Below are 15,777 nucleotides of genomic sequence, written 5' to 3'. Positions count from 1 at the left end.
CAGCCCGGCATCCACCTCGTGGCGCAGCCACGACGCCTGGTCGTGGCCGTCGGGCACCGGGAACACCGGCATCCGGTCGCGCGGCGTCCACACGTCGGCGTAGGAGCTCACCCGCTCGGCGATCAGCAGGGTGGCGTCGCAGGCGCCGGGCACCTGATCGTCCCAGATCGCCCGCATCTCGGCGGCCGACTTCAGGTAGTAGCCGTCGCCGTCGAAGCGGAACCGGTTGGGGTCCGACAGCGTCTTGCCGGTCTGCACGCACAGCAGCGCCTCGTGGTTGTGCGCGGCGTCGCGGGTGACGTAGTGGCAGTCGTTGGTGGCCAGCGGCGGGATCCCCAGCGCACGGCCGACTGCCAGCAGCCCGTCACGGACCCGGCGTTCGATGGACAGGCCGTGGTCCATCAGCTCCAGGAAGTAGTTGTCGGCGCCGAAGATCTCCCGCCACCGGCCGGCGGCCTCCAGCGCTTCGCGGTGCTGGCCCAGCCGAAGCCGGGTCTGCACCTCACCGGACGGGCAGCCGGTGGTGGCGATGATTCCGTCGGCGTGCTCGGCGATCAGCTCGGCATCCATGCGTGACCACTTGCCCAGCTGGCCCTCGAAGGAGGCCATCGAGGACAGCTTGAACAGGTTGCGCAGGCCGGTGGCGTTCTCGGCGAGCATCGTCAGGTGGGTGTAGGACCCGCCGCCGGACACGTCGTCGCTCTTCTGTCCCGGATCGCCCCAGAAGATCCGCCGGGTGTCGAAGCGGGAAGCGGGAGCGACGTAGGCCTCGACCCCGATGATCGGCGTGATGCCAACCTTGCTTGCCTCGTGGTAGAACTCGCTGGCGCCGAACATGTTTCCGTGGTCGGTCATCGCGATGGCGGGCATCTGCAGCCGCTGCGCCTCGGCGAGCATCGGGGCGACCTTCGCCGCACCGTCCAGCATCGAGTACTCGCTGTGGTTGTGCAGGTGCACAAACGATCGCGACGAAGAACCGGTCATAGGAACGCCAGTGTAGGGCCGCGCACCGACACCTCCCCGGCGTGTCGCGACGCGTGTCCGAGGTAATCGAAACGATCTGCGGACATGGGGTGTCCCACTGCTCTAGCTTGGGTCCGTGGAAGTCAGGAGGCAGGCATGAGTGTGTACAGGGTCACCGAACTGATCGGGACGAGCCCGACGTCCTGGGAGGACGCCGCGATCGAGGCGGTGCGCCGGGCACGGCAGACCATCGACGACATCCGCGTCGCCCGGGTCCTCGACCAGGACATGGCACTGGACGACGCCGGCGGGATCACCTTCCGCACCAAGCTGCAGGTCTCGTTCAAGATCCGGGAGCCGAAGTCCTCCTCCTCCTGACGCCGCCGGACGGCCGTCCTAGGAGCGCGCTGAATAACCGACTTTCGTCCTCAACCACAACGCTCTGACCTGCTGGTTTGTGGTGCACGATGAGCGAAATCCGCCCTTATTCAGCGCGCTCCTAGCGGCGCCTGACGGCGGCCCCGATCCGCAGCGCGGGCAACAGCAGGCTGCGCGGGGCGAAGCGGCCGCCGATGCTGGCGACCTTCGGCACCACCCCGGGAACGACGCTGCGCTTGCCGGTGAGCATCCCCGCGATCGCGGCCTCGGCGACGTCGTGCGGCGAGACCTGCGCCAGGCCGACGTTCACGTGCTCGGCGTCGGCGATCTGCGCCCACTCGGTCGGCACCGGCCCCGGGCACAGGACGGTGACCGACACCCCGGTTCCGTGCAGCCCCTCGTGGACGGCCTCGGAGAACGTCTGGACGAAGGCCTTGGTGGCCGAGTAGACGGCCATGCCGGGCAACGGCTGGAACGCCGCGATCGAGGCGATGTTGAGCACCGCTCCGGCGCCCCGTTCGATCATCCCGGGCAGCGCCGCATGGGTCAGTTCCATCAGTGCCAGCGCGTTGAGGGTGACCTGCTCGCTTTCGCGATCGACCGGCAACGTGTGGAACGGTCCGCTGGTGCCGAAGCCGGCGCTGTTGCACAGGCCGGCGATCGGCTCGTTGCGCAGCCGGTCGGCCAGCGTCGCCCGGGCTTTCGCGTCGCCGAGGTCGGCGGGCATGACCTCGGCGGCAACCGAGAATGTCCGGCCGACCTCGTCGGCGAGTTCGTCGAGACGTTCGCGCCGGCGCGCGACCAGCAGCAGCGGGAACCCGCGGCGGGCCAATCCGCGCGCGAGTTCGGCGCCGATGCCGGAGGAGGCGCCGGTGATGACGACGGTGGTCTGGTCACCGGGTTGTGGAAGGCTCATCGTGTCACCAATGTATTCCTCGGGTCGCTCGCACGAACGTCTCGCTTCGTTTGTCTAAATCTGTTGTGCCGGTTACGGACTCGCCCTGCGCGGCCGCGGAGTCGTCGAACATGCCGAACGCGCGGTTGCGGACACGGTCCATCACCGTCGGGTTGAGGGCGTCGGCCACCGCCGCGAACTGTCCGAACGGTGAGCTCACCCGCCGCGGACGGTGCACGATCGCGTCGGTGATCACACCCGCAGCCTGGTCCGGCGTCAGCGTCGGGAACCGGTCGTACATCGTGGTGGGGCTGATCATCGGGGTGCGCACCAACGCCATGTGCACGGTGGTGAATCGGACGTTGTCGTTGACGGTCTCGGCCTGCAGCGCGTCGCACAGCGTGTCCAGCGCGGCCTTGCTGGCGATGTAGGCGCCGAACCGCGGTGCGCGGGTCTGCACGCCCGCCGAGGACACGTTCACGATGTGGCCGAAGCGGCGTTCCCGCATGCCCGGGATGAACTTGAGCATCAGCTGCACCGCGCCGAGGTAGTTCAGCTGCATGGTCCGCTGGTAGTCGTGGATGCGGTCGTAGGACAGGGCCAGCGAGCGCCGGATCGACCGGCCCGCGTTGTTGATCAGGATGTCGACGCCGCCGAGGTCGGCGAGGACCTGGTCGGCCATCGCGGCGATGGCGTCCATCTCGGACAGATCGCAGGGGTAGACGTGGGCGGTGCCGCCGGCGGCGCGGATGTCACCGGCGACTCTGTCGAGGTTCTCCCGGGTGCGCGCGACCAACACCACCGCACCGCCGGCGGCGGCGATTTTCTTCGCGGCGGCCTCCCCGATGCCCGAGGACCCGCCGGTGATGGCGGTGACCTTGCCGCCGACGGCGTCGTCGAGCGTGCGGCCCTGCACGGCGTCGAGCACGTTGCGCAGGTAGAACGGGCGGTACCGCCCGGCCGAGTTCGGGGTGTTGACGATGTTGGACACCGCCGCGAGAGGCTTTTCCACCAGGTTGGCGAGGTCGGCCAGGTTGGTGAGGTCGGCGAGCTTCATGGGCGGGCACTCCTGAGGGACGGTCGCGCTCACACTCTGCCAGCCGCGCGCTCCGCCGGTGGCTGATTCTGCCGATTCGTGCGGCGATCACGCACGCAGACGTGGTGGTGCCCGTTCCGTGCGTTCAAGGGGCTGCGCCCCGCTGTGAGCACCTGAAAATCTGTCGAGTGTGCGGTTTCGTACGCGACACGCCGGCGCTGGCGTAGCAAACCGCACACTCGACGAACAACTCTGCTCGACGCGAGCGCCGACCAGGGCTTGTGCGCAATCGTCGAGTGAGCCGGACACCACGACGACGGCCCCGGCCCGGCGTGGTCGACAATGCCGGAATGTCGCGAAGATTCGACGATCTGGTGGCAGCAGCCGCCGCGGCTCCCGTCGACGGCTGGGACTTCTCCTGGCTGAACGGCCGCGCCACCGAGGAACGGCCGTCGTGGGGCTACCAACGGCAGATGAGCGCACGGTTGGCGGGCGCGTCGGCCGCCTGCGACATCGACACCGGCGGCGGCGAGGTGCTGGCCGGCGCACCCCGGTTCCCGCCCACGATGGCCGCGACCGAGTCGTGGCCGCCCAACGCCGCACTGGCCACCACGCTGCTGCATCCCCGTGGTGTGGTCGTGGTCGCGACGCGGGACGGGCCACGGTTGCCGTTCGCCGATGCGGCATTCGACCTGGTGACCAGCCGTCACCCCACGTCGGTGCGCTGGAGCGAGATCGCCCGGGTGCTGCGCCCGGGCGGCACCTACTTCGCCCAGCAGATCGGACCCGCCACGATGTCAGAGCTCGTCGAGTACTTCATCGGGCCGCAACCCGAGAAATGGGCAGAGCATCACCCGGACACCCAGCGCGCGCAGGCACGTGCCGCCGGACTGCAGGTGCTGGACATGCGCATGGAGCGGATGCGGGCCGAGTTCTTCGACATCGGCGCGGTGATCTACTTCCTGCGCAAAGTGGTCTGGGCGGTGCCGGATTTCACCGTCGAACGCTACCGGCAGCGGCTGCGGGAACTGCACGACCGCATCCAGACCGCCGGGGTCTTCGTCGCCCACTCCACGCGCGTGCTCGTCGAGGCCCGCAAACCGGGGTGATCACCCGCGCGCCCGCAGCACGTCGAGCGCATGCTGCAGATCCGGCGGGTAGGAGCTGACGATCTCGACGCGCCGCCCGTCGGCCGGATGGGTGAACGCCAACGAGCGGGCGTGCAGCCATTGGCGTTCCAGGCCAAGCTGTGCGGCCAGTTTCGGGTTGGCGCCGTAGGTCAGGTCGCCGCAGCAGGGGTGGTGCAGCGCGGCGAAGTGCACCCGGATCTGGTGAGTGCGGCCGGTTTCCAGGTGCACGTCGAGCAGGCTGGCGGCGACGAAGGCTTCCAGGGTGTCGTAGTGGGTGAGGCTGTGCCGGCCGTGTGTGGTGACGGCGAATTTCCAGTCGTGGCCGCGGTGGCGGCCGATCGGCGCGTCGATGGTGCCGCTCGACGGGTCCGGATGTCCTTGCACCAGAGCGTGATAGCGCTTGTCGACGGTGCGCGCCTTGAAAGCCCGCTTGAGCACCGTGTAGGCGCGCTCCGAGAGCGCCACCACCATCACCCCTGACGTGCCGGCGTCGAGGCGGTGCACGATGCCCTGCCGCTCGTGGATACCCGAGGTGGTGATCCGGTATCCGGCGGCGGCCAGCCCGCCCAGCACCGTCGGTCCGGTCCAGCCCAGCGTCGCGTGCGCGGCCACCCCGGCGGGTTTGTCGACGGCGACGATGTCCTCGTCGGAGTACAGGATCGTCATGCCCTCGATGTCGACGGGCGTGTTCTGCGGCGGCGGCGGCGTCTCGGGCAGCCGCACCGCCAGCCAGGACCCGGCGGTCAGCCGATCGGACTTGCCGGCGGTCACCCCGTCCAGTTCGACACCGCCGTCCTCGGCCAGCGCCGCCGCCGCGGTGCGGGACACACCCAGCAGCCGGGCCAGCCCGGCGTCGACCCGCATGCCCGCCAACCCCTCCGGGACGAGCATCGACCGGGCTCCGGTCAAGGCCGGCTCCTCCTCACCACTTCGCTTGGCATCGTCGCCTGGGACTGTCAGCGCTCACTGATTTTCCGCCGTCCAACGGTGTCGAAGTCATACCCGAACAACGACAGCACGACCAGCAGGATCGCGCCGCCCACCACCGACGGGTCGGCGACGTTGAACACCGGCCACCAGCCGATCGACAGGAAGTCCACGACGTGCCCGCGCAGCGGGCCCGGCGAACGGAAGAACCGGTCGACCAGATTGCCCGTCGCGCCGCCCAGGATCATGCCCAGCCCGACAGCCCACCACGGTGACACCAGACGGCGTCCCATCCAGAAAATCCCGGCCACGACTCCGGTCGCGATCAGCGTCAACAGCCAGGTGTAGCCGGTGGCCACGGAGAACGCGGCCCCGGAATTGCGCACCAACGTCCAGGTGACGGTGTCACCGATGATCGGCACCGGCTGCCCGGGGGTCAGCAGCTTGACGGCGATCACCTTGCTCACGATGTCGAGTGCCAGGACGACCGCCGCGACCGACACCAGCAGGCGCAACCGGCGCGGCGGCGCCGGGGCGCCGGTGTCGTCCGCCGTCGCGGCCTCATCCACCGGCTCGGCCGATCGTGGTGACTCCTCTGCGCGCACACGCCGCTCCTCTCCCCCGCGAGCGGGAGATACGCCCAGATCGCTGTCGGGCTCTGCGTCGTCGCCGGCGGTCACGGCCCTATCATCCCAGCATGAGTCGCCTGACCGTCATCACCACCGGCGGGACGATCGCGACCAGCACCGATGCCGACGGAGTGCGGCGGCCGACCCGCTCCGGCGCCGCCCTGACAGCCGGTCTCGACGTCGACGTGATCGACGTGCTGGCGGTGGACAGCTCGCAGTTGACACCCGCCGACTGGGATGTGATCGGCGCGGCGGTGCGCGCCGCCGCGAACGGCGACACCACCGGCATCGTCGTCACCCACGGCACCGACACCCTGGAGGAGACGGCGTTGTGGCTGGATCTGGGCTACCGCGGCGCGGTTCCGGTGGTGCTCACCGGCGCGCTGCGCAGCGCCGACGCTCCCGACCCGGACGGCCCGGGCAACCTGCGCGACGCGCTGTCGGTGGCGTCCGACCCCGCCGCCCGCGGTCTGGGGGTGCTGGTGTGCTTGGCCGGCCGGGTGTGGCAGCCGGCGGGCCTGCGGAAGGTGTCGACCGGCTTCACCGGCGAGGTGCTCGGCACGGTCGGCGGCGGGATGACCCGGCTTAAGACCCGGCCCTATCTGGAGACCCGGCCCTATCTGGCCGAGCTGAGCGCGGCCGCCGCGCCGCGGGTGGACATCGTCGCGGTGTTTCCGGGGGCCGACGCGGTGGCTCTGGACGCCTGCGTGGCCGCCGGCGCCCGCGGCGTCGTGCTGGAGGCGCTGGGCTCGGGCAACGCCGGGGCGGCGGTGATCGACGGGGTGCGCCGACAGTGCGCCGACGGTGTAGTGGTCGCGGTGTCCACCCGCGTCCCGGGCGGGTGGGTCGGCCCCGGCTACGGTCCCGGCCGCGACCTGGTCGACGCGGGCGCGGTGATGGTGCCGGGGCTGCCGGCGAGCCAGGTCCGGGTGCTGGTGATGGCGGCGCTGGCCGCCGGCCTACCGGTGCACGACGTCGTCGGCCAGCTGCGCTGACGCCAGCGCGGCGACGTAGTCCGGCCAGGCCAGGCTGTCGACCGGGTTGGCCGCGACCAGGTCGTGGTCCTCGGCGGCGAACGTGCGCGCCGGGCCGGGTCCGGTGCCGCGGGTTTCGAACCGCACGGTCACCACGCCGTGGCCGGCGCCCTGCACCCAGCCGTGCCCGTTGTCGGGGTGGCAGACGTCGTCGCCGATCTGCCACGTCGCGGCGTCCGGCTCGGCCAGAGGTGTGTCGATGCGCGAAGTAGCTTGCGGCAGCGCCAGTTCCAGTTCGGAGAACAACGGCTGTTGACGCACGTCGCTCAGCCCCGAAAACCCGACGCCGAGCAGGCGGACCGGGCCGATCCGGTGGGGATCGAGCAGCAGCCGCCGGGCCAGCGCGGTCAGCGTGGCCGGGTCGGTGGTGGCGTAGGGCAGCGAGGCTGAACGGGTCAGCGTCGTCATGTCGGACTTCTTCAGCTTCACCGTGACGGTGCGGGCGCCCCGGCCGTCGCGCAGCAGCCGCCGGTGCGCAGATTCGGCGATCGGGCCGGCCGCCTCGCGCAGCTCCTCCAGCGTGGTCAGGTCGGCGCCGAAGGTGGATTCGGCGCTGATCTGTTTGGACTCGGCGCGCTCGGCCACCGGTCGGTCGTCGATGCCGCGTGCCAACCGGTGCAGCGCCGGGCCGATCGTCGCGCCGAGGATGCTGGCCGCCTCGACGTCGCTGAGCGCGGCCAGCTGCCCGATCGTGTCGATGCCGAGCCGATGCAGCTTCTGCTCGGCAACCGGCCCGATGCCCCACAGCCGTCGCACCGGCAGGCCGACGAGCAGACGTTGCTCCTCGTCGCGGCCAACCACCCGTATCCCGTCGGGTTTGGCCAGGCCCGACGCGATCTTGGCGAGCTGCTTGCCCGAGCCGGCGCCGACCGAGGCGACCAAGCCGGTCTCCTCGCGCACCCGTCGTCGCAGGTCCTCGCAGAACTGCCCGACGCGGGTCGCCGACGCGCCCGCCAGTCCCGCGGGTTCGGCGAACGCCTCGTCGTAGGACAGCTGTTCGACGACGGGCACCACGTCGCGCACGGCGTCGAAGACCCGGCGGCTGGCCACCCCATAGACCACGCCGCGCGGCGGCAACACCACCGCGTGGATGCCCACCAGCCGGCGCGCCTGGTGCATCGGCATGGCCGAGCGGGCCCCGAACGCGCGCGCCGCATAGCTCGCGCCGGCGACAACCCCGCGCCCGCCCAACCCGCCGACCAGCACCGGGCGGTCCCGCAGCGTGGGCCGGGTGAGCTGCTCGACGGACGCGAAGAACGCATCCATGTCCAGGTGCAGGACCCAGCGGGAAGCCACGGCTAGGACAGGTCGCCGAGCAGGTAGCGCTGAAAGGTCGGGCCCATCGCGTTCACCAGGGAGTCGACGTCCATCGAGTGGATCGGCTCGGCCCGCACCCCGTAGCGCAGGATGCCCAGACCGACCAGCTGCGAGGCGCACAGCGAGGCGCGGAAGCTGACCTGGTCGGCGCCCAGCGCCCGCAGCAGCGGATCGAAAATCGGTATGACGAAGAGGTTCTGCACGGTCTCGGCGGTCTTGACCAGACCGGTGGTGGCGATGGCGCTGGCGGCGAACGGGCCGCCGTCGGCGACGTCCCAGGTCATGATCAGCATGCGCAGGGTCTGGCGGCCCGCTTGGTTCGCCCCGCCGGAGACGATCCGGTTGATGAACTCCGGTGTCCCCAACGGCAGCCGCAACATCCGTGCCACCGGGTCGAGGAACCCGCGCGACGGTTCTTCGCTGCGGGGCACGATGTCAGGATTGCGCCTCCGCGGCCCGGGATCAAGCACCGCCGGCTGGTGTTTCCGGTGTGGCGGGCGGTCAAGCCCCCGTCCGCGTAAGTGCAACTACCGACGGGTCTACCCGAGAAATGCGTCGGCGGTTGCACTTTCGCGGCTAAAGCTTAGCGATGCTCACGCGGACACCGTCACCGATTTCCACAGCATCGGCCGGCTCGCCGAATTCGAGACGGGTGGCCAGGATCTCGCGCGCGATCAGGTCGCGGTGGGTGCGGGCCCACTCGAGACGCCCGTCCGGCACGGCCATCACCACGCTGATCCGGTCGGAGACGTCCAGTCCGGTCGACTTGCGCAGCTCCTGCAGTTCGCGGACGCGGTCTTTGGCCCAGCCTTCGGCTTCCAGCTCGTCGGTGACGGCGGCGTCCAGCACCACCAGTCCGGCGCCGCCGGGCAGCGCGGTGGTGTATTCCGGGTCGGCGGCCACCAGCCGGGAGGTGTACTCGTCGGGTTGCAGCACCGCCGGGCCCGCGGTCAGCGTGCCGTCGGCGTTGACGACGCCCTCCCCCGCCTTGACCGCCGTGATCGCCGCCTGCACGTCCTTGCCGAGCCGCGGCCCGGCCACCCGGGCGTTGACGGTGAGCTCGAACCGCCCGTAGCGGTCGATCGTGTCGGTGAAGTCGACGGCCTTGACGTTGAGCTCGTCGGCGATCAGATCAGCGAACGGCGCCAACTGCGTCGGATCCTGCACCGCCACAGTCAGTTTCGGTAACGGTAGGCGCACCCGCAGCCGGTGCGCCTTGCGCAGCGACGACGCCGCCGAGCACACTTCGCGCACCTGGTCCATGGCGGCCACCAGCGAAGTATCAGCAGGCACGTCACCGGAATCGGGCCAGTCGGTCAGGTGCACCGAACGCTCGCCGGTGACGCCGCGCCAGATCACCTCGGTGGTCAACGGCAGCAACGGCGCCGCCAGCCGCGTCGTCACCTCCAGCACGGTGTGCAGCGTGTCGACGGCGTCGGCGTCCTCCGCCCAGAACCGCGACCGTGACCGCCGCACATACCAGTTCGTCAGCGCCTCGGTGAACTGCCGCAGCTGGTCGCACGCGCCGGAGATGTCGCAGACATCCATCGCCGCGGTCAGGTCGTCGCGCAGCGCCGCCAGCTTGGCCAGGATGTAGCGATCGAGCACATGTGGTGAATCGGTGCGCCAGGTACCGACTTTCGGCGCATAGAGCGCCAGAAAGGTATAGGCGTTCCACAGTGGCAGCATCACCTGGCGCACACCTTCACGGATGCCCGGCTCGGTGACGATCAGGTTGCCGCCCCGCAGGATCGGCGAGGCCATCAGAAACCACCGCATCGCGTCGGAGCCGTCGCGGTCGAACACCTCGGTCACGTCGGGGTAGTTGCGCAGCGACTTGCTCATCTTCTGCCCGTCGGAGCCCAGCACGATCCCGTGCGCCACACAGGTTGTGAACGCGGGCCGGTCGAACAGCGCGGTGGCCAGCACGTGCAGCGTGTAGAACCAGCCGCGGGTCTGCCCGATGTACTCGACGATGAAGTCGCCCGGGTAGTGCGCGTCGACCCGCTTGGCGGGGTCGGCGCTGGTGACCCCGTCGAACCAGTCGGCGTTCTCGAACGGGTAGTGCACCTGCGCATACGGCATCGACCCGGAGTCGAACCACACGTCGAACACGTCGGGGATGCGCCGCATCGTCGAGTGTCCGGTCGGGTCGTCGGGGTTGGGCCGGGTGAGCTCGTCGATGTAGGGCCGGTGCAGGTCGACCGGGCGCACACCGAAGTCGCGCTCCAGCTCGTCGAGGCTGCCGTAGACGTCGATGCGCGGATACGCCGGATCGTCGGACACCCACACCGGGATCGGCGTGCCCCAGTAGCGGTTTCGCGAGATGGACCAGTCGCGGGCGTTCTTCAGCCAGTTGCCGAATATCCCGTCCTTGACGTGTTCGGGATACCAGGTGATCTGCCGGTTGAGTTCGACCATGCGGTCCCGGAAGTCGGCCACGCGGACGAACCACGACGACACCGCCCGGTAGATCAACGGGTTTCGGCAGCGCCAGCAGTGCGGGTAGGGGTGCTCGTAGGTTTCGTGGCGCAGCAGCACCGCGCCGTTGGCCGCCGCGGGTCCGGTGCCGTTCTTCAGGTCGCGGATGATCGCCGTGTTGGCGTCGAACACGTGCCGGCCCGCGTAGTCCGGCACGGTTTCGTCGAAACGGCCCTTGGCGTCGACGGGCGTGACCGGCTCGATGCCTGCCCTGTCCGCGGTCTGCATGTCGTCCTCGCCGTAGGCCGGCGCCATATGCACGATCCCGGTGCCGTCGTCGGTGGTCACGAAGTCGCCGGCGAGCACCTGAAAAGCATTGGCCGAGTTCATGAAATACGGAAACGGCGGCAGGTACCGCATGCCCAGCAGGTCGGCGCCGCGGTAACTGCCCAGCACCTCGGGTTGGTCGCCGAGCTCGCGGGCGTACGCCGACAGCCGTTCCCGCGCCAGCACGTAACGCCGATCTCCCAGGCGCACCTGCACATAGGTGACATCGGGGTTGACGGCGACCGCCTGGTTGGACGGCAGCGTCCACGGTGTCGTCGTCCACACCAACAGGTAAGCGCCGGCCAGTTCACCGTCGGGAACACCGAATCCGACGGTGAGCGCCGGGTCCTGGCGGCTCTGGTAGACGTCGTCGTCCATCCGCAGCTCGTGGTTGGACAGTGGGGTCTCGTCGCGCCAGCAGTACGGCAGCACCCGGTAGCCCTCGTAGGCTAATCCTTTGTCCCACAACTGTTTGAACGCCCAGATCACCGACTCCATGTAAGGCAGGTCCAGCGTCTTGTAGTCGTGTTCGAAGTCCACCCAGCGGGCCTGCCGGGTGACGTAGGCCTGCCATTCACCGGTGTAGCGCAACACCGATTCGCGGCAGGCCTCGTTGAACGCGGCGACGCCCATCGTGTCGATCTGCGACTTGTCGCTGATGCCGAGCTGGCGCTCGGTTTCGAGCTCGGCGGGCAGGCCGTGGGTGTCCCAGCCGAAGCGGCGCTCCACCTTGTAGCCGCGCATGGTCCGGTACCGCGGCACGATGTCCTTGACGTACCCGGTGAGCAGATGCCCGTAGTGCGGCAGCCCGTTGGCGAACGGCGGCCCGTCGTAGAACACGTACTCCGGTGCGTCGGCGCGCCGCGCAATGCTGGCCCGGAAGGTGTCATCGGCGGCCCAATAGTCGAGCACCTCACGCTCAAGGGCCGCAAAGTCGGGTGCCCCGCCGCCCGGCTTGGGATAAGTCACTGCGTCGTCTCCATGCGCCAACCGTCCGGCCCGGGGACGACGGTGCGCCGGTGCGCAATCGCCGCGGTACCACCCCGCTTGCCGCGCTGACGCGCGACCGCTCGATGAGGGCTGTGACGGGCCCGTCCGTTCGGTTCTACTGGGCTGGTTTCACGATGGAAGCCGGCTGTTCTTCCGAAGGCTCCCCGGTGATGGCCGGATCGATGCCGTTGCGCCGATTCTATCGGGCGGCGCAACTCCGGTTCGCGGCACACTTTAGGCTGCCGGCTATGGGTTTCGACGCGTCCTTCGCGCGCGACGTCGTTCTGCCGCTGGCGACGGCGGCCTACACCGTGATGGACGGCAGCGCGGCTGCCCTGCCCGCCGGATACACCCAGACCAGCCTGATCGAGGTTGACGCCACGACACTCGCCGCGATGACCCCGCCCCATCCCATGGTGGTGGCGATGACCAAGGACACCAACATCTTTGGGCTGATGGGCCACGACACGACCAGCGGTATCGCGTTCGTCTCCTTCCGCGGCAGCTCCGACATCGCGGACTGGATCGCGGACTTCGACGCCGTCCCCGAGAGCTACCTCCCGGTCGCCGGGTTCGGTCGGGTGCATGCCGGCTTTCAGGACGTCTACGAGCTGGTTCGCGCGAGCGTCGCCGCGAACCTGGGCGCCGCCACGGCGGGCTGCGATCAGATCCTGCTCACCGGGCACAGTCTGGGTGCGGCGCTGGCCGTGCTCGGCGCGCCCGACATCGCCCGGACCATGCCGCCGAACGCGATCGAACCGCGGCTGATCACCTTCGGCGGACCGCGAGTCGGGTTGAGCGACTTCGCGGACGCGTTCAACGCCGCCATCGACAGCTGTTTTCGGGTGGTGAACTTCCTCGACATCGTGCCGCACGTGCCGCCGGACCCGCCCTATGTGCATGTCGGCGCGGCGATCGCCGTCGACAGCGGCGGGAAGGTCGACATCGGCTGGCGCCACAGCCTGCCTGCCTACCGGCTGGGCTTGTCGGCACTCATAGCTGCTCCCGGGGCCCGAAGCGCAATGCTTTAGGCTCCCGGGAGCAGCTTGTCGGTGTGTCCGGCCTCGCCTCGGGCCATCAACGGCCCGTGTCGTCGCCGGACGGATTCAGGCTCCGACCTCCAACAGGCCGACCCGCCACAGCGCGGCGTAAATCTGCCGCAGCGGAACGCACAGCAGCCACGCGGCGCCGGCGACCAGCGGGTCGCCGTGCGGCGCGGTGTGCAGCCGCCTCGGAGCCGGCCGGGGCGCGGCCGCTGCCGACGGCTTCGGCGCCGGTAGGGCCCTCAGCCGCGGTGCAGGACCGGTCGTCACCACCTCGTCGTACAGAACAGCGGTCATGGTTGCCTCCTAGAGGAAAATCACACGGGCATGACGGGGATTCCGGAAAGTTTTGGGTCCCGTCCCGCCGGTTTTCCGATCGGGGCAGAGCTGGCTTGCGGCTCGATTCAGCCGAAGATCGCGTGCCGGAGATCGGATCGGGACGAAACACAGCCCGGATATCGATCCGGACTATCACTGGAACTCATGGTCCCGACACCTCCTCTCGGTCACGTCCACGTGCGGTCGCACGCGCTGTTTACCAGGAAGCAAGGAGAGCAGATTGCGGCGAATGCCGGTGAATCCGCACCCCACTCGTCAGAGCTTCGGCACTACACGGCGTATCCGGTTGCCCGGAAGCCACTTGGGCTCAACCCTTAAGCCGGGAGGAGCTGTCCTGACCCTGGGCGTCTCTCGACGTTCGGGGTCAGTGGCCTGTATCCATGTAGACGCCTCACCTAACGAGGTGCTTACCCCTGCGATAGTGCACTACCGACGCCCGCGGGTCAATCCACCCGGCGCCGGCGTGTCGGATTCCGAGCACGTTCACCAGCAGCTCACAGCGTCCGGCCAGGCTCGGTGACGCGGATCGGGCAGGTCAGGGGCGGCGCGGCCGCAGCCCGTCGAGCGTCAGCGACACCACGAAGTCGGCGACCTCGGCCGCGGTGACGCCGTCGTCGGTGGACAGTCGCCGAAGCGCCAGCTGGCCGATCAGGGCCGCCAGCGTGTAGGCCACCATGCGCGGCGGGGCGGCCACGACGTCGCCGCGCCGCTGGGCGGCCACGATGACCGTCTCGATGTCGTCGATGAATCGTTCGTAGATGCCGCCGAGGTGCTTCTCGAACCGGTCACCCAGGGCGTAGGCGTCGCGGAACAACAACGTGACGGTGGCCTTGTCGGCCTCGAAGAATTCCAGCGTCGCGGTGACGGCGGTGCGAAACGCGGCGTCGCCGTCATCGGGTCGCTGCCCCTGCGCGGCGAGCGTGGCTGTCAGGTGGGCGCGCAACGCGTCCTCCTCCACCGCCATCAACGTGTGGAACAACTCGTCCTTGGAGGCGAAATACCAGTAGACCGATCCGTACGCCAGGCCCGCCTGCGTGGCGATGTCCGCGATGGTGGTGGCGTGAAATCCCCTGCGCGCGAACACCTTCTTGGCCGCAGCAAGGATTTCGTCGCGACGGGCGGACTTGTCTTCGTCGCTGATCGCGCGCCGGCGCCGCGCCGGCGCGCTCACCGCTCGACCAGCTGATCGAGCCGGTCGACGGCGTCGACGAATTCCGACACCATGTCCAGCACCACCGACCGCGTCGGGCGCACCCTGTCCAGTGCGCCGACGACCTGGCCCACGAAGTAGGTGGCCAGCTCGCGGGCTTGCGACTCGGGTTGGCCGGCGGCCCGGATGATGCGCATCTGTGACTCGCTGACCAGAGCCGTCTGCAGCGGCATGCCCAGCGGGTCGGGGCTGTCGGGGCGTTCCCACTCGTCGGTCCAGGCGGTGCGCAGCATCCGCGCGGGTTTGCCGGTCAGCGAACGCGACCGCACCGTGTCCGACGACGTGGCAGCCAGGAACTTATCCTTGACCACCGGCGGCGTCTCGGCTTCCTCGGTGGTCAGCCACACCGAGCCGCACCAGACTCCCTCGGCGCCCAGCGCCAGCGCCGCGGCGACCTGCCGGCCCCGGGCGATGCCGCCCGCGGCGAGCACGGGGACCGGGGCGACGGCGTCGACTACTTCGGGGACCAGCACCATCGTCGCCACCTCCCCGGTGTGCCCGCCGGCCTCGGTGCCCTGCGCGACGATCAGGTCGACGCCGGCGGCGGCGTGCCGGGTGGCGTGCGCCGTGGTGCCGGCCAGCGCGGCCACCAAGACGTTGTTGTCGTGGGCGCGGGAGACCAGATCGGGTGGCGGTGGGCCGAGCGCGCTGGCGATCAACCGGATGTCGTGGTCGAAGGCCACGTCGAGCAGCGGCTGATAGCCCTTGGGCGAGACGTTGAGCCCGCCGCGCGGCGTGTGGTCGGCGCCGGGCTCGATGCCATAGCGGGCCAGCAGGTCGTCGAGGAATGCGCGGTGCTGCGCGGGCATCAGGTCAGCGAGCTGCGTCGGGTCGATCCCGCCGCGGTCCGCGCCGACGTAGCGGGGCGGCAGCAGCAGGTCGACGCCGTAGGGTTTGCCGCCGGTCTGCTGCTCGATCCAGGTGAGCTCGGTTTCCAGGCGCTGCGGGCTGTGCGCGACCGCACCCAGGACGCCGAACCCGCCCGCGTTGGACACCGCGGCCACCACGTCCCGGCAGTGGCTGAACGCGCAGATCGGAAACTCCACACCGAGCATCTCAGCGACGCTGGTTCGCATTGCCCACACGCTACGAGTTACCGATTGACGTGTCAATCGTTTTAGGTAGGGTGCGTCCATGG

At 69.7% G+C, this 15,777-nt stretch carries 15 protein-coding genes and 1 riboswitch; of the genes, 4 read left to right on the top strand and 11 right to left on the bottom strand.

Going from position 1 to position 15,777, the window contains the following annotated elements; all coding sequences use genetic code 11:
• On the bottom strand, window positions 1–984 hold a 984-nt coding region (locus ABDW21_RS11230), incomplete at its 3' end, for a PHP domain-containing protein (RefSeq protein WP_343710456.1).
• Window positions 985–1,119: 135 nt separating this feature from the next.
• On the opposite strand from ABDW21_RS11230, the gene ABDW21_RS11225 reads away from it, so the two are divergent.
• Window positions 1,120–1,341: a dodecin family protein gene (locus ABDW21_RS11225; protein WP_343601352.1), complete on the top strand. Its 222-nt coding sequence runs from the start codon at window positions 1,120–1,122 to the stop codon at window positions 1,339–1,341.
• 121 nt (window positions 1,342–1,462) lie between these two features.
• Here ABDW21_RS11225 and ABDW21_RS11220 read toward each other — a convergent pair whose 3' ends face one another.
• Both ABDW21_RS11220 and ABDW21_RS11215 read right to left on the bottom strand, forming a co-directional pair.
• Window positions 1,463–2,257 carry an SDR family oxidoreductase gene (locus ABDW21_RS11220; protein ID WP_343601354.1) on the bottom strand — a complete coding sequence of 265 codons (795 nt, stop codon included), beginning with the start codon at window positions 2,255–2,257 and terminating at the stop codon, window positions 1,463–1,465.
• A gap of 4 nt (window positions 2,258–2,261) precedes the next feature.
• Window positions 2,262–3,293, bottom strand: a complete 1,032-nt coding sequence (locus ABDW21_RS11215; protein WP_343601355.1) for an SDR family NAD(P)-dependent oxidoreductase — start codon at window positions 3,291–3,293, stop codon at window positions 2,262–2,264.
• A gap of 329 nt (window positions 3,294–3,622) precedes the next feature.
• Here ABDW21_RS11215 and ABDW21_RS11210 point away from each other — a divergent pair, with 329 nt between their 5' ends.
• Window positions 3,623–4,381, top strand: coding sequence for a class I SAM-dependent methyltransferase (locus ABDW21_RS11210; RefSeq protein WP_343601356.1), 759 nt, complete (start codon window positions 3,623–3,625; stop codon window positions 4,379–4,381).
• Here ABDW21_RS11210 and ABDW21_RS11205 read toward each other — a convergent pair whose 3' ends face one another.
• Window positions 4,382–5,293, bottom strand: coding sequence for an RluA family pseudouridine synthase (locus ABDW21_RS11205; RefSeq protein ID WP_343601369.1), 912 nt, complete (start codon window positions 5,291–5,293; stop codon window positions 4,382–4,384).
• 65 nt (window positions 5,294–5,358) lie between these two features.
• Entirely contained in the window at window positions 5,359–5,934 is a 576-nt protein-coding gene (lspA, locus tag ABDW21_RS11200) for a signal peptidase II (protein ID WP_343601370.1), read from the bottom strand.
• Between the two features lie 92 nt (window positions 5,935–6,026).
• Here lspA and ABDW21_RS11195 point away from each other — a divergent pair, with 92 nt between their 5' ends.
• Window positions 6,027–6,953 carry an asparaginase gene (locus ABDW21_RS11195; RefSeq protein WP_343601358.1) on the top strand — a complete coding sequence of 309 codons (927 nt, stop codon included), beginning with the start codon at window positions 6,027–6,029 and terminating at the stop codon, window positions 6,951–6,953.
• On the opposite strand, the gene ABDW21_RS11190 is transcribed toward ABDW21_RS11195, so the two are convergent.
• From ABDW21_RS11190 to ileS, 3 genes are all read right to left on the bottom strand, one after another.
• Complete coding sequence (locus tag ABDW21_RS11190; protein ID WP_343601359.1) at window positions 6,918–8,288, bottom strand: DNA polymerase IV; 1,371 nt, start codon at window positions 8,286–8,288, stop codon at window positions 6,918–6,920. The two genes, ABDW21_RS11195 and ABDW21_RS11190, sit on opposite strands and share 36 nt — an antisense overlap.
• A gap of 2 nt (window positions 8,289–8,290) precedes the next feature.
• On the bottom strand, window positions 8,291–8,740 hold the full coding sequence (locus ABDW21_RS11185) for a hypothetical protein (protein ID WP_343601361.1): 450 nt from the start codon (window positions 8,738–8,740) through the stop codon (window positions 8,291–8,293).
• Between the two features lie 145 nt (window positions 8,741–8,885).
• Complete coding sequence (gene ileS, locus ABDW21_RS11180) at window positions 8,886–12,047, bottom strand: isoleucine--tRNA ligase (protein WP_343601362.1); 3,162 nt, start codon at window positions 12,045–12,047, stop codon at window positions 8,886–8,888.
• A 248-nt stretch (window positions 12,048–12,295) separates the two neighbouring features.
• Between ileS and ABDW21_RS11175 the strand changes: the two genes are divergently transcribed.
• The gene (locus tag ABDW21_RS11175; RefSeq protein ID WP_343601363.1) at window positions 12,296–13,078 is read left to right on the top strand and encodes a lipase family protein; all 783 of its coding nucleotides are present in this window, start codon (window positions 12,296–12,298) and stop codon (window positions 13,076–13,078) included.
• A 75-nt stretch (window positions 13,079–13,153) separates the two neighbouring features.
• On the opposite strand, the gene ABDW21_RS11170 is transcribed toward ABDW21_RS11175, so the two are convergent.
• From ABDW21_RS11170 to ABDW21_RS11160, 3 genes are all read right to left on the bottom strand, one after another.
• The gene (locus tag ABDW21_RS11170; protein WP_343601365.1) at window positions 13,154–13,387 is read right to left on the bottom strand and encodes an Rv1535 family protein; all 234 of its coding nucleotides are present in this window, start codon (window positions 13,385–13,387) and stop codon (window positions 13,154–13,156) included.
• A gap of 282 nt (window positions 13,388–13,669) precedes the next feature.
• A riboswitch (M-box (ykoK) riboswitch) is annotated at window positions 13,670–13,839 on the bottom strand.
• A gap of 125 nt (window positions 13,840–13,964) precedes the next feature.
• A complete protein-coding gene (locus tag ABDW21_RS11165) occupies window positions 13,965–14,600 on the bottom strand; it encodes a TetR/AcrR family transcriptional regulator (protein ID WP_343601366.1) in 636 nt (211 codons plus the stop codon).
• The gene (locus tag ABDW21_RS11160; RefSeq protein WP_343601367.1) at window positions 14,597–15,715 is read right to left on the bottom strand and encodes a nitronate monooxygenase family protein; all 1,119 of its coding nucleotides are present in this window, start codon (window positions 15,713–15,715) and stop codon (window positions 14,597–14,599) included. Before ABDW21_RS11160 ends, ABDW21_RS11165 begins: the two co-directional genes overlap by 4 nt.
• Between the last annotated feature and the right edge of the window lie 62 nt (window positions 15,716–15,777).

The organism is Mycobacterium sp. (genome assembly GCF_039583805.1).
In the GTDB taxonomy this organism is placed as follows: Bacteria; Actinomycetota; Actinomycetes; order Mycobacteriales; family Mycobacteriaceae; genus Mycobacterium.
Note: the sequence above shows the minus strand (reverse complement) of the source record. Positions and strands in the feature narration are given on the sequence as shown.

Coding starts and splice junctions, on each gene's coding strand:
- ABDW21_RS11210 (WP_343601356.1), top strand. CDS start 3,623: ATGTCGCGAAGATTCGACGATCTGGTGGCAGCAGCCGCCGCGGCTCCC.
- ABDW21_RS11160 (WP_343601367.1), bottom strand. CDS start 15,715: ATGCGAACCAGCGTCGCTGAGATGCTCGGTGTGGAGTTTCCGATCTGC.
- ABDW21_RS11170 (WP_343601365.1), bottom strand. CDS start 13,387: ATGACCGCTGTTCTGTACGACGAGGTGGTGACGACCGGTCCTGCACCG.
- ABDW21_RS11220 (WP_343601354.1), bottom strand. CDS start 2,257: ATGAGCCTTCCACAACCCGGTGACCAGACCACCGTCGTCATCACCGGC.
- ABDW21_RS11225 (WP_343601352.1), top strand. CDS start 1,120: ATGAGTGTGTACAGGGTCACCGAACTGATCGGGACGAGCCCGACGTCC.
- ABDW21_RS11175 (WP_343601363.1), top strand. CDS start 12,296: ATGGGTTTCGACGCGTCCTTCGCGCGCGACGTCGTTCTGCCGCTGGCG.
- ABDW21_RS11195 (WP_343601358.1), top strand. CDS start 6,027: ATGAGTCGCCTGACCGTCATCACCACCGGCGGGACGATCGCGACCAGC.
- ABDW21_RS11215 (WP_343601355.1), bottom strand. CDS start 3,293: ATGAAGCTCGCCGACCTCACCAACCTGGCCGACCTCGCCAACCTGGTG.
- ABDW21_RS11205 (WP_343601369.1), bottom strand. CDS start 5,293: ATGCTCGTCCCGGAGGGGTTGGCGGGCATGCGGGTCGACGCCGGGCTG.